The organism is uncultured Clostridium sp., from assembly GCF_963515715.1.
GTDB lineage: Bacteria > Bacillota > Clostridia > Clostridiales > Clostridiaceae > Clostridium_AW.
The window spans coordinates 1-13,551 of sequence record NZ_CAUPZS010000048.1 but is presented as its reverse complement, the minus strand read 5'-3'; the positions used below and the strand labels follow the sequence as shown (position 1 = coordinate 13,551).

The window sequence follows — 13,551 nt, the reverse complement described above, 5'->3', positions numbered from 1 at the left end:
GGAAATGAAACAACTAGCACCACTAACGCAATTTTTGATTGAAGTCCTAATCCAAACCACAATATGAATAATGGAGCCAATGAAATCTTTGGTGCAGTCTGTATTATTAATACAAATGGCATAATAAATCTTTCAATAAACTTAGATTTTGCAACTATATATCCTAGTACAAGACCTATTACTATACCAATTGCTACACCAACAAAAACTTCTTTTAAAGTAGTGTTTATATGAGACATCATATCTCCATTTACCAAATAGTTAAACATGCTTTTTACAAGCTCTTCTGGTTGTGGTAATAGATAAGGTGGTATGTTAAATAGCCAAATATATAGTTTCCATATAAGTATAAAAATCGGAAACATTATAATGGGAAGAATTATCTTTCTTTGTTTGCTACTTAACAACTATATCACTTCCTTATTACTTAGCTTCATATATTAATTCGCTTGCGTCAAATGTTTTGTCTATAACTTTATATTCATTTAATACTTGAATTGATTTGTTCCATTTTTCCATATCAGCAGCTCCTAAACCATTTTTCTTTGTGTTTTCACTCTGCCATAAGTATGGAACGAATACTTCATTAAGAATCTTAGTTGTTACATCTTCTTTTCCTTTGAAGCTTGGAGCGTATTTTTCAACTGAAAGTTTAACTGCTTCTTCAGCATTTCCATCTATTATATACTGAATTCCTTTATTTAATGCAGTTTTGAAACCTTCTACTAATTCTGGGTTTTCCTTTGTTAACTTTTCGCTAGCTATAAGAACATTACCGTGGGATGGTAAGAAATCGTCTGAAGGAATTTCACTTACATCTACACCCTGATTCTTTAATTCTATAGTTCTTAACATTGAGAATACTATAGCATCAACTTGATCAGTAACTAAAGCATTTACAATAGCGCCAGTTCCTATAACTTCAACTTTAACATCATCTAAAGATAATCCTGCACTCTTTAACATTATTTGTAATTGAATGTAATTTGGGCTTCCAAGGGAAGTTACTGCAATTTTCTTGCCTTTGAAATCCGCTGGAGTTTTGATTCCTGATGCTGTTTTAAATATTGCTGAACCTAAACCATTTTGATAAGTAGTGTGAACTACTTTTACCGGAATATCTTGAGTTTTAGCTGTTATAACTGAATCTGCATTTGGAAATCCAAATTCAACGTTTCCAGCTGCAACATTTTTTACTATTTCAGCAGCTGCTGCATAGTAAAATTCTACATCAATACCTTGTTCTGCAAAATAACCCTTTTCTTTAGCTAAATAAAGAGGTGCATAATAAGGTACCGCAGCTCCATCAATTTGTATGGATACCTTTTTTAGCTCTTCATTTTTTCCAGGAGTAGATTGTTTTTTATCACTTCCACATCCTGCAAATAATCCTGCTCCTAAAGTTAACGTTAGCGTAGTAGCTAAAACTTTTAACCATCTTTTGTTCTTAAATAAACCAGTTTTCATAATTATTTTTTTCCTCCTTTAGTAAAATAAACATTATATATTTAATATTTTATTTTAAGCAGTTTTCATATACTTTAGTTACAGCTTCCAAGGCAGTCTTACATAGAGTTTTTTGAGGTTCTTCATATTCAAGAAGCCATTTATTTGTTAACCTATTGCAATGAACAGTACAAATACTGCCAGCCATAACTCCATATATAGAACTTAAGGTAAATATTGTTTCAGCTTCCATTTCCATGTTCAATACATTTAGACGGATGAACTCTTCATATAAATCCTTATAATTCTTATCTTTTTCCATGGCTAATGGATTCCTACCTTGTCCTCTATAAAAGGAACCAACTGAAGCTCCAATTCCTAAATGATGTTTTAAATTTTTTTCTTTACAGGCTTCTTTTAAACACATTACTAAATCAAAATCTGCTACTGCTGGGTACTCTGGCATGGCGTAAAACATTGAAGATCCACCTAATCTTACAGATGCTGTGTTAATAATAAAATCTCCACATTCTACTCCCTCTTTTATTGCCCCAGTACCACCTATTCTTATTAAAGCTTTTGCTCCAAGTTGAATAAGTTCTGTAACAGCAATCTCTGTTGAAGCTGCTCCAATTCCTGTGGAGCATATATTTACTGGGTATCCTTTATAGGTACCTTTAGCTACTTTATACTCTCTGTTGGAAGATACAATTTGAAAATCATCAAGTAATTCACTAAAGAACTCCACTCTACCTGGATCTCCAGGCAATAATACTACATCACATATATCCTCTTTTTCACAACGTAAATGAGGTACTTTATTATCATAAAGCGGATTATCTGCAACTGTATACAAATTAATCACCCTTTCAAATTATCGTACTTGTTGAGATTCATGCCAATATAAAAATTTCTTTTCCATTAAATTAATCAATTCGTAAAATATTATTCCTACGATAATAGTAAATATTATTCCCGCAATAAGTAATACAGTATCAAAGGTTGATGAGGCATAGATCAATACATATCCAAGTCCCACTTTTCCTGATATCCATTCCGCTACTATAGCTCCAATTACCGCTTGCACCATACCTACTTTTAATCCAGAAAAAATCATTGGAAGAGAAGATGGTAATTCTACTTCCTTTAAAACTTGAAATTTTGATGCATTTAATATCTTCATTAGGTCTCTTACATCCTTAGAAATAGAATTTATGCCAAGCATAGTTCCCTCCATTACTGGGAAAAATACCATAGATACAATCAATACTAATTTTGAAGTTAAACCTAATCCAAACCACATTACAAATAAAGGAACTAGAGCAATTTTAGGAGCAGTTTGTGCAAAAATCAAATAAGGCATCAACGCATCCTTTAAATACTTCGACTTTTCTAGTAAGTAACCGAAAAATATTCCTAATAGAGTTCCTAAAATGTATCCTAAAAATATTTCTCCAGTAGTTACCCAAAAGTGTTGCCAAATTTCTCCTGTAGCAATCATCTGGCCTAGTCTATGGAATACTGCCTTTGGCTGAGGCATCATATACTCAGGCACTCCACTTACATCTACATACACCTTCCATATAAGTATGAAGACACCTATGGATAAAGCATATTCAAATATAAACCTAAACATTTTTGATTTAAATATATTTCTTCCTTTATCTGAATTGTTATTAATCACCCTAGCACCTCCCTGAGATACTTGGAATATTCATTGAATTTTTCTGTAGTTCTTATTTCTGGTGTTCTTGGTCTATCTATATCTATATCAATTATTTCTTTTATCTCACCTGGTCTTGCTGACATTACAATTACTTTATCTGATAGAAATACTGCTTCATCAATACTGTGGGTTACAAATAAAATAGTTTTCTTAGTTTTTTCCCATATTTTCAAAAGTTGAAGATTTAATGTATCTCTAGTCATAGCATCCAATGCACCAAAAGGTTCATCCATAAGCAATAATTGAGGATCATAAGATAAGGATCTTACAATAGAAACTCTTTGTCTCATTCCTCCTGACAATTCTCTTGGAAGTGAATTTTTAAAATCAGTCAGTCCAGCTACTTCTAATAATTCATCAAGATATTTAAGATTTTCATCATTTATCATATTTTTAATTTTCAATGGAAACATAGCATTTTCTAATACTGTTTTCCATGGTAATAATACTGAATCCTGGAATACAAAACCTATGTGATCATCTCCCTTTAGACTTTCACTAAATTCGATGGTACCACCAGTATAAGTTTCAAGATTACTAATGATCTTTAATAAGGTTGATTTTCCACAACCAGAAGGGCCAATTATAGATATAAATTCTCCATCTTTTATGTCCAGATTTATATCCTTTAGAGCTATGGTTTCTTTTCCAAGCATACTTTTATAAGTTTTTTCAAGATTTCTTATTGTAAGACAGTTCTTCTTTTGCAAAATGTCCACCTCCTACTATATTTCGACACTTCCAATTAATTCTTTAATACTAGAATAATTATTTTCTATCATATATTTCTCTATACCCTCAACTATATCAATCATACAATTTGGATTTATAAAATTATATGTTCCAACTTGTATAGCTGTAGCACCAGCTAAAATATACTCTATAGCATCTTCCCAATTGGAAATTCCTCCTACACCGATTATTGGTATATGAACCTTTTGAGCAACTTGCCATACCATTCTCAGTGAAATTGGCTTTATAGCTGGACCTGATAGACCTCCAATTATGTTTCCTAGTTTTGGTTTTCTATTTTTAATATCTATGGCCATACCTAAATGAGTATTGGTAAGACATACACAATCTGCCCCTCCTTCTTCTGCTGCCAAAGCGATACTTGCTATATCCGCAACATTAGGAGTTAATTTAGGTATAATCACCTTATCAGTTGTATTTTTTACCTTCTTTACTATTTCATAAGTAGATTCTTCACTCATTCCAAAGGCTTTTCCACCTTCTTTTAAATTAGGACACGATATATTTAGCTCAATCATACCGATGGATTTCTTTTCGTTTAATATTTCTACCATTTCTAAGAATTCATCCACACTATAAGCTGAAATACTTATAATAATTGGTGTACCACATTTTTCATAGTATTTCAAATCATTTTTGATAAAATACTCTAATCCTTCACTCTGTATTCCTATAGAGTTTAATATCCCTCCAGTAGTTTCTGCCACCCTAGGGGTTTTATTCCCGTCCCTAGGATTCAATGTAACACTTTTAGGAACCAAGGCTCCAATTTTTTTTACATCTATAAGGTCACAACTTCCCATTCCAAAGGTTCCGGAAGCTGGCATTACAGGATTTTTAAGGGTTACTTTGCCTAACTGAACTTGAAGATTTGGTTTAATCATTAAAACACACCTCCTCTATGGGAAATACAGGTCCATGTTTACAAACAGTTTTATATCCATCAACTGTTTTACATACACAAGCTAAGCATACTCCAATACCACAAGCCATCTTTTCTTCTAAAGATATGAAACCAGGTATTTTATGATTATTGTTAATATCTTTTACAAGTTTTCCTATTCTATTTGATCCACAAGTAAATATCTGATCAATTTTCTCTTCATTTATATGCTTTTCTAAAATGCATCTTACATTATCTAAAGAACTGCTTCCATCTTCATCATTTAAAGCGTATACCACACATCCTAAGCTATTTAAAAAGTTCTCACCTAAAATGGAGTCCTTATCCTTTCCACTGAGTATGGCAATTACTTTTATATTTTCTTTAATGGCCCTTTCTGCAATTGAAATTACGGATGCGGTTCCCACTCCTCTACCTATAACAACTATGAATTTTCCTTCTTCATTTAGTTTGTACCCATTCCCTGTTGGTCCAAATATATCAATTTTGTCTCCACTTTTGAAATGAGTCATAATTTCTGTACCTTTTCCTTTTACAATGTATACAATTTCTAATTCTTCATTTTCCTTATCAAATCGATAAACGCTAAAAGGTCTTCTTAAAAACGGATCTTCATTTGTACCGCATCGTATATGAACTATTTGCCCTTCTTTTACTTCTTCGGCTAATGATTTACATTTAATTATTAAATGATAGTATTTATTATTGATACAAGAATTTGATACGACTATTGCTTTGTTTATCTTCATGTAAATCTCTTCAACTCCTACATCTCACTATATTGAATTTGCCCTTTAACAATTGTAGCTATTGCTTTGCCTTTTAATTTTCTTCCTTGAAAAGGTGAGTTCTTTGATTTTGAATAAAAATTTTCCCTGTCTACTGTCCATTCTTTTTCTAAGTCAATTATCACAATATCTGCAAAACTTCCTATCTTTAAAGTACCTGCAGGTATTTTTAATAGTTGTGATGGCTTACAGCTCATTTTATCTATTAGCATTGAAAGAGGCATGTTTCTTTTATGAACCAATTCAGTTAATGCAATTCCTAAAGATGTTTCTAGACCAACTATTCCGTTTGCAGCCTTAGTAAAATCCTTATCTTTTTCTTCTCTACTATGAGGTGCATGATCTGTTGCTATAACGTCAATAGTCCCTTCGAAAAGTCCTTGAATTAAAGCTTCTACATCCTCTTTTCTTCGCAATGGCGGACTCATTTTTGCATTTGTCCCAAGCTTTTCCACGTCTTCTTCCGTAAGGGTAATGTGATGAGGGGTAACCTCACAACTTATCATTGTTCCATTTTTCTTAGCATCTCTAATTAAATCTAAGCCTTTTTCTGTTGATATATGTTGAATGTGCACATGGGATTCTGTGATGTCTGCAAGCACAATATCTCTCCAAATAATAATTTCTTCTGCTAAGGCTGGCACTCCTGTTAAATTTAATTTTTTAGATATTTTTCCTTTATTAATGCTTCTATCAAAAGCCAAAGTATTATCCTCGCAATGTACACTCACCAGTATTCCTAAAGCTTTAGCATCCATCATAGCTTCATACATTATTCTTGTGTTCATTACAGTTTTTCCATCATCTGTTATGCCAACTATTCCAGATTTAGCCAAATCTTTATATTGGCTTTTTTCTTGTCCATCTAAATTTTTTGTAATGCTTCCCATAGCATAAACATTACATTTTGAATTTTCCCCTTTATTCTTTACATATTCTATTACTTCCTTATTGTCTATAACGGGATTTGTATTTGGCATACATACTATACTAGTAAATCCTCCTGCAACAGCTGCCAAAGCACCAGTTTCTACGGTTTCTTTGTATTCATATCCTGGATCCCTTAAATGTACATGCATATCCACTAGTCCTGGACAAACATAATATCCTGAAGCTTCAATTATTGTGGCCTCTTCATCAACGATATTTTCATGAATTTCAACTATTTTATCCTCTTCTATTAAAATATCATATACTCCAAATAAATTTTGAGATGGATCTACCAACCACCCGTGCTTTATCAACGTTTTCATATTTACTCCTTCATTCCTATTTCTTTAATTCAAATTACTTTGCAAGTTCTAGCACAGTCTCGTAAAGAATATCAATTCCTGTTTTAATATCTTCTAAATAAACATCCTCTTTCATATTGTGGCTTATTCCTCCCTTGCATGGGATAAATATTAATGCAGAAGGCACTAACTTTGACATATTCATGGTATCGTGCCCAGCGCCACTTGGCATAATCTTATGTCTTATTTGAAGTTTGTTACAAATTTTCTTAATTAATTCAATCATATTTTTATCACACTTTACCGGTTCTTCTCTACTCAAAACCTTAACATGACTTTTTATATTTCTCTTTTTACTCACATTATATATGCAGTTATTTATACCTTTAAGAGCACGACGCATACTCTCTCCATCAATACCTCTTATATCTATAAATAACTCTACCTTTCCTGGTACTACATTAATAGCTCCTGGAAATGTACGACAATTCCCCGTAGTAGTGACAGTTTTATGAACAGCTTCTTTATTACCTACTTCTTCTACACCCAATATAATTTCCGATGCTGCCACGAGAGCGTCCTTTCTCATACCCATAGGACAACCTCCTGAGTGAGCTTCCTCACCTTCTAGTTCTATTTTGAGCCTTATTGGAGCTGCAATAGCTTCAACTATGCCAATGGGTATATTTTCATTTTCAAGTACTGGCCCTTGTTCAATGTGTAGTTCTAAAAAAGCTTTAATCTTTTGTTGGCTTATAATATGCTTTTTTAAATCATTTGGATTATAACCCCTATCTAGCAATGCTTTATATATAGATATTCCATCTGCATCCATATGAAGTTTTAAATCTTCAATGTCTATTTTTCCAATCATAGCTTTACTTCCTACTGTTGAAAGATTAAATCTACTAGATTCTTCAATAGAAAAAACAACTACTTCTATAGACCTAGAGTGAGGTGTGTTTTTTTTAATAATTCTATTCAGCACTTCGATGCCTGCCACTACACCTAATAACCCGTCAAACTTTCCTCCATTTGGCACAGTATCTATATGAGAGCCAACCATTACACTGGATAAATTTTTATCTTTACCTTCTTTTATTGCTCTAATATTTCCCACGCTATCTATCTTAACTATCAATCCTATATCTTTAAATATTTTAATTAAACAATCCCTAGCTTTCATGTCTTCTCTAGATAAGGCCAATCTAGTTACACCTTGTCCTTCTTTAAATCCTATGGAATTTATTTTATCCATATTGTTCAAGAAATTTTCAAGAGTATCAATCAACTATCTCCACCTCATTTATCATGAAATACAAATTATTTTCCCCCTAATGCATTGGATATTTTATCCGCAACTTCTATTAAACTTTTAATTTTACTTTCATAGTCATTATTTGAGTTTTTTATGGTTAACATAGTGATGCTGGCAACGGCTTTACCGGAAATATCCATTATAGGCGCTGCCCCAGCCCAAACTCCAAGTTCTAACTCTTCATCACAAATGCCATAACCTTTTTCTTTTATTCTATTTAATTTTATTTTGATATCTTTAGACTCTAGCAGTGTTTTTTGTGTATATTTTCTACTAGAATACTTATCTAAAATTCTATCTACTTCTCTCTCATCGCCATAAGCTAATATTACCTGCGCTCCTATTGCAGCATTCAAAGGCATTTCACTTCCAATTTTCACATAGAAATTAATTCTAGTATTGCTAACGGCGGTATCAATGCATATAGCTCTTTCATTTTCGAAAACTGTTAAAAAAACAACCTCTCCATATTTATAAGCTAAATCTTCCATAAATGGTTTAGCCACTTGCTTTATATTATTATCATTTAGATAATTACTCGCTAATGTAACTACTTTTAATCCTAGCCTATATTTAGAGGTAGATTGATCTTGTACAACATAGTTGTTATCTTTTAAAGATGATAATAATCTATGAGTAGTGCTTACTGGCAAATTCAAAGATTTACTTATTTCTGTTATCATAAATCCTTCATTATTGCTACTAAGCAATTCTAATACATTAAATATTCTATCAACTAACTGCATGCAATCCCCCTTTCCGCTACACGGAAATCATTTCTTCGCAATGGAATTTTATTTCATTATATCATATATCAAATCTTATGGAAATAATTTTTAGTATATATGATACAGTAATTTATTTCTTATTTTTCCTATGTGCTACATTGTTATTTTAAAAACAATATTTATCCGATGACTACCATCCGTAATACTCCCATCTTCTGCAAGTGGGAGATAACGGATTTTACGTCCCTGGATAAGTTCTTCTAAGCTTCAGTTGGAGTAAGTATTCCTTTTAAGCAAACTCCATCTGAAGCTAAGAATCACTTGATGACACATAAATAGAGGATGCAGCCTGTAAAATCAGGACACATCCTCTTTCTTAAATCTTTATCATCTTTATCATTTTTATCATTTCTATGAATAATCTCAAACCATTTTATTTAATTAATTTTGTTCCATTTTCATCTTGAGTTATCAATCCTTTTTTCATAAGGCCACCTAAAGCTCTTTTAAAATAATTTTTACTAGCTTTAAATGTTTCTTTAATATCTTCTGGTGTGGAATTATCATTAAAAGGCATAAATCCACCATTTGCTTCTAAATATTTTAAAATTTCTTCTTGAAGTTGAGTTCTTTCCTCTTTTCCTGTAACTCTTGTAGTAACTCCTAAGGTACCATCCTCATAAATTCTCTTTACTTTTAGCTTTATCTTATCCCCATTGTTAACAGATATGAAGTATTCATTTTTTAACATTATGCCTTTATATTTATCTTCTATGGCTATTAATAAATTTTCACTTCTATACAGCCCACATATAGTACCTATTACTTCATCACCTATTTTATAACCTTCAGCTATTTCTAAATGCTCTTCTACATCTACAGTAGCAGCCAATCTTCCAGTTTTATCTTCATAAACATAGAATAGATAGCTTTTTTCTTCATTCAATCTATATTTATGCTCTTTTAAAGGAACAAATAAATCCCTATCTATTCCCATATCTAAAAATGTTCCTATTTGTGTGTTTTCCTTTACTTTAAGATAAGCTACATCTCCCACCTTAGCTAAAGGCTCTCTTAAAGTAGCTACTAGCCTATCCTTTGAATCCCTATATATAAATACAATTATCTCATCATCAGCCTCAAACTCTTTTTCTAGACACTCTTTAAAAGGCAATAATATATCGTCATTAAGATCTCCTGTACCCGCATCTAGATAATATCCTATTTTCGTTTTTCTATTTACTTTAAGTTTATTATAATCTCCTACTTGTATCAATATTGTTCCCTCCAATTTTTACTCCACCTAATTATTAATATCAAAGCTGTTAAACTTAATATTCCACAAAATATAAAACTAAAACCTAAGGAAATATCGCTAGCTTTTCCAATAGTTATATTCACAAAAGAAGCTATTACATTTCCAATCATTGCATACATAGATAAAATGGTAGCTCGATCTTCTCCCTCTATGGATTTATTTTGAATATCCATATTCAAGGGCTGAATTATCGCAAAGGCCCCTTCAATCAAAGCTATAAATAATATTGTTGTAAATACTTTATTTACATATGCTAATAAAAAACTACAGATAATTATTAAAACAATTAACCCCTTAAACAATGCAGTATATCCAAATTTATCTTTTATTTTATAAGCCCTAGCAGATCCTATACATATTATTTGCATAAAAGCAGTTAGTAAACCAAAATATTTTAATGGCAATCCTATTTCTAAATACTTAGGTCCATTTAAAAACACACATATAGAATGAGTAGTCTCAGAAATCAAAGCTATGCCTACTATAAAAATTAAAATTTCTTTATTTTTTAAAACAGTCTTTAAACTTCCACCGATCCTCAACTCTTTATTAGCAGGTTTAACATCTTTTAAAAAGAAAACCAAAAGAAAGGTCACTCCATAAGGAAATATAGTAGCATACACTGGCAAATCCAGGCTAATTTTTATCATAAAAGTAGATAAAAATGAAGCCGTAAAAAAACCTGCAGCCGAAAAAGAAGCATATAAGCTAAATGCTTTATCTGACTCTTCTTTGTCAGCAGATAAATAAATAAGAGCAGAATCACATCCAGATATACCGGTAATGCTTAAAGCCCCTATTAAAGCTGCTACTAAGAAATAAAGAAAACTATTACTTTTATAGAAAACTATCTTTGATATAAAAAACAAAAAATAGGATAGAGTTAAAGTTTTCTTATATCCAAATTTATCTCCAAAATATCCCCATGGAATTTCTAGAAATATCATAGAAATTGTAAAAATTGATTCCAAAATAAATATTTGAGATAAACTAAGCCCTCTGCTCTGCCTAAAAATAGTGGCTATAGACCCATAAAACACCAATCCTTGTAAATAAGAAATGGCATACATTATATATAAATTCTTTGTCTTGCTATTCAATTTAATACACCTCATCTAAAACATTTTCCAACTACAAAAAGACCTTTTTCATAAGGCCTAAAAAAATATAGATAAGGTATATCAATCCACTAGCACGACACCATCTCCATTCTTTATTGGATAATAAATATGTAAATATATAAATAAAGTATATCATAAAATATAAACTAAATACTACTTAATATAGGAAAATTACGAAGCAAACTTGCGGGGTAAAGAGTTAACAATTATGAATGATTAAGAACTATTTATGATTTCAACAAAAAAATACTATATAATGCTTCTTATGCTAGTTCGCTACAATAAGAACTTCTAAAATTTATTTTATAAAACTCCCTAATGCTAGCAAACTCCCTTCGGTCAAACATGTGCAGCATCTTAACGATATTTTTCTAAAATAAATTAAGAATTTCTAGATTTTGCTCAAATGCATAGGCTACATTACATAGTATTTTTAAGTTTTAGACAATAAGTAAGTGTTTATTATAGTTAAATAAATCAATAACTGATAAGATGTTTATCATGATAAAATTTCCAAAAGATATTTGTAAAATATCAGGAGCTAAGTACATAGTGAAATATCGACTTTTTCTGGAGCGGCTTCACTATGTACTTAGCTCTCTATTTGTGAAACTAAATTATCTTTGTAAAAACTTATAAATGTAAAAACAATCAATAATCCTTGTTAAAAATAATCACTTTCCAAAGTATGAAAGGATTTCACTTTCCATGAATAGAATATATTAAGTACCATTAAAAATCTTATTTTCTATATCATACTTGTTCTATTCGTAATATATTGGTTATAGGAAGCATTTTATGGAGATAGAACTTAATTTAAAGGAGTGATTATATGTTCGATTTAATTTTCATATTATTTTTTATAGTTTTTGCATTTGCTATAATATCTAATATTTCAAACTACGCAAAAAATTCAAAAGCACCCATTATTACAGTGGAAGCTAAGATAATTAGCAAAAGATTAAATGTTTCACATCACACTCATAATAATAATGACAATCATGCTCATCATACTACTTCCACAACCTACTATATTACCTTTGAAACAGAGCATGGTGAAAGATTAGAATTATCACTAAGCGGCAGAATGTATGGACAGCTTATTGAAGGAGATATAGGGGCGCTTACTTACCAAGGAGAATGGTTTAAGGATTTTAAAAGAAAACCTGTTGAAAGCTTTAGCAGTGAACAAGAATACAAAAAGGATAATTCCCATGATTATAAAGAATACTAATATCAATTACGCTATGAAAGGGATGCAATAATGGATAGATATGTAATAGTATGTCTTTTAAAGGGAGAAGTGCTTAAATTTCATGAAAAACTAGTGGAAGAAGTTTGTTTCAATTATAAAGTAAGGCCTCAGAAATTACCTGCTCATTTTACCATTAAAGCTCCTTTTGAAACAGAAAATATAAAGGAGATAGAAAATATATTAGATAGCTTTACAAAGGATAAAAGTAAACAACTTTTAGAGGTATCTGGTTTTGATCACTTTAGAGATGCAGTGATTTACATGAAGGTTTTACCTTCTAAAGAAGCTATTGATATACATGACCAATTCATAGATGAGCTAAAAAACATACCTTGGCTTCATTGGAAACCTCATGAAGGCAAAGAAAAAATATATCATTGCACAATTGTAAGCAAATTAAGAAGTGATAAATTCCACCCTATATGGGAACACGTAAATAAATATAATCCACAATTTCAAACCCATTTTGATAACATATCCATACTTAAATGGAATGGGGAGAGATGGGAGGTTTATAGGGAATATCTTTTTAATTAAAAGTTAAAAATTAATAATGAAGAGTAATAGATGAAATTCCTTTAGGAATTCCATCTATTATGAGATTAAGAATTCCCATGTCGAGAATTCTATCCTTTACTTTTCACTTTTCACTCTTAATTCTTCACTAGAAAATCGCAAAGCGATTTTCCTAAACTTCTTTCTCCTCAATAAGCCCTTTTCTATAAGCAATTAAAAGCTTTTCTAAATCCTTTATTTGACTTTGAAGCTCTTTTCCTATATCTGTATCTGCAACTCTTTTTCTTTTAGCTGAATGCTCTAGTATTACTGTGGAGCTTAAAATATCGTGCTCTTCTTCTATGGCCTTTCTTGTAGATTCAAAAGGCTCATGAGAAGATAATAAGAGTCCATAGGAATTATATATCAATGTGTATCCCGCTATTCCTGTTTCAGGCTGATATGCT

15 protein-coding genes are annotated in these 13,551 nt (G+C 31.2%); 2 read left to right on the top strand and 13 right to left on the bottom strand.

What is annotated here, in order from left to right; all coding sequences use genetic code 11:
- The 12 genes from RYO54_RS19700 to RYO54_RS19645 form a co-directional block, all read right to left on the bottom strand.
- Positions 1 to 407: ABC transporter permease (locus RYO54_RS19700; protein ID WP_399549810.1), on the bottom strand; the 407-nt coding region annotated here is incomplete at its 3' end.
- Positions 408 to 423: 16 nt separating this feature from the next.
- The gene (locus RYO54_RS19695) at positions 424 to 1,467 is read right to left on the bottom strand and encodes an ABC transporter substrate-binding protein (protein ID WP_315122393.1); all 1,044 of its coding nucleotides are present in this window, start codon (positions 1,465 to 1,467) and stop codon (positions 424 to 426) included.
- 49 nt (positions 1,468 to 1,516) lie between these two features.
- A complete protein-coding gene (locus RYO54_RS19690) occupies positions 1,517 to 2,302 on the bottom strand; it encodes a nucleoside phosphorylase (RefSeq protein WP_399549808.1) in 786 nt (261 codons plus the stop codon).
- An 18-nt stretch (positions 2,303 to 2,320) separates the two neighbouring features.
- Complete coding sequence (locus tag RYO54_RS19685) at positions 2,321 to 3,130, bottom strand: ABC transporter permease (protein ID WP_315122391.1); 810 nt, start codon at positions 3,128 to 3,130, stop codon at positions 2,321 to 2,323.
- The gene (locus tag RYO54_RS19680) at positions 3,127 to 3,882 is read right to left on the bottom strand and encodes an ABC transporter ATP-binding protein (RefSeq protein ID WP_315122390.1); all 756 of its coding nucleotides are present in this window, start codon (positions 3,880 to 3,882) and stop codon (positions 3,127 to 3,129) included. The genes RYO54_RS19685 and RYO54_RS19680 overlap by 4 nt, the downstream gene beginning before the upstream one ends.
- 15 nt (positions 3,883 to 3,897) lie before the next feature.
- A complete protein-coding gene (locus tag RYO54_RS19675; RefSeq protein ID WP_315122389.1) occupies positions 3,898 to 4,809 on the bottom strand; it encodes a dihydroorotate dehydrogenase in 912 nt (303 codons plus the stop codon).
- A complete protein-coding gene (locus RYO54_RS19670) occupies positions 4,802 to 5,578 on the bottom strand; it encodes a dihydroorotate dehydrogenase electron transfer subunit (RefSeq protein ID WP_315122388.1) in 777 nt (258 codons plus the stop codon). The genes RYO54_RS19675 and RYO54_RS19670 overlap by 8 nt, the downstream gene beginning before the upstream one ends.
- Before the next feature lie 17 nt (positions 5,579 to 5,595).
- Entirely contained in the window at positions 5,596 to 6,870 is a 1,275-nt protein-coding gene (locus RYO54_RS19665; RefSeq protein ID WP_315122387.1) for a dihydroorotase, read from the bottom strand.
- Positions 6,871 to 6,904: 34 nt separating this feature from the next.
- Complete coding sequence (locus tag RYO54_RS19660; protein ID WP_315122395.1) at positions 6,905 to 8,116, bottom strand: Zn-dependent hydrolase; 1,212 nt, start codon at positions 8,114 to 8,116, stop codon at positions 6,905 to 6,907.
- 56 nt (positions 8,117 to 8,172) lie between these two features.
- Positions 8,173 to 8,913 carry an IclR family transcriptional regulator gene (locus RYO54_RS19655; RefSeq protein WP_315122386.1) on the bottom strand — a complete coding sequence of 247 codons (741 nt, stop codon included), beginning with the start codon at positions 8,911 to 8,913 and terminating at the stop codon, positions 8,173 to 8,175.
- Between the two features lie 415 nt (positions 8,914 to 9,328).
- Positions 9,329 to 10,171, bottom strand: coding sequence for a S1-like domain-containing RNA-binding protein (locus tag RYO54_RS19650; RefSeq protein ID WP_315122385.1), 843 nt, complete (start codon positions 10,169 to 10,171; stop codon positions 9,329 to 9,331).
- Positions 10,168 to 11,283 carry an MFS transporter gene (locus tag RYO54_RS19645; RefSeq protein WP_315122394.1) on the bottom strand — a complete coding sequence of 372 codons (1,116 nt, stop codon included), beginning with the start codon at positions 11,281 to 11,283 and terminating at the stop codon, positions 10,168 to 10,170. The genes RYO54_RS19650 and RYO54_RS19645 overlap by 4 nt, the downstream gene beginning before the upstream one ends.
- Before the next feature lie 883 nt (positions 11,284 to 12,166).
- On the opposite strand from RYO54_RS19645, the gene RYO54_RS19640 reads away from it, so the two are divergent.
- Together RYO54_RS19640 and RYO54_RS19635 are read left to right on the top strand one after the other, a co-directional pair.
- Positions 12,167 to 12,568, top strand: a complete 402-nt coding sequence (locus tag RYO54_RS19640) for a DUF2500 domain-containing protein (RefSeq protein WP_315122384.1) — start codon at positions 12,167 to 12,169, stop codon at positions 12,566 to 12,568.
- A gap of 30 nt (positions 12,569 to 12,598) precedes the next feature.
- Positions 12,599 to 13,126 carry a 2'-5' RNA ligase family protein gene (locus RYO54_RS19635; RefSeq protein ID WP_315122383.1) on the top strand — a complete coding sequence of 176 codons (528 nt, stop codon included), beginning with the start codon at positions 12,599 to 12,601 and terminating at the stop codon, positions 13,124 to 13,126.
- 151 nt (positions 13,127 to 13,277) lie between these two features.
- Here the strand turns inward: RYO54_RS19635 and RYO54_RS19630 are convergent.
- Positions 13,278 to 13,551: fructose-bisphosphatase class III (locus RYO54_RS19630; RefSeq protein WP_315122382.1), on the bottom strand; the 274-nt coding region annotated here is incomplete at its 5' end.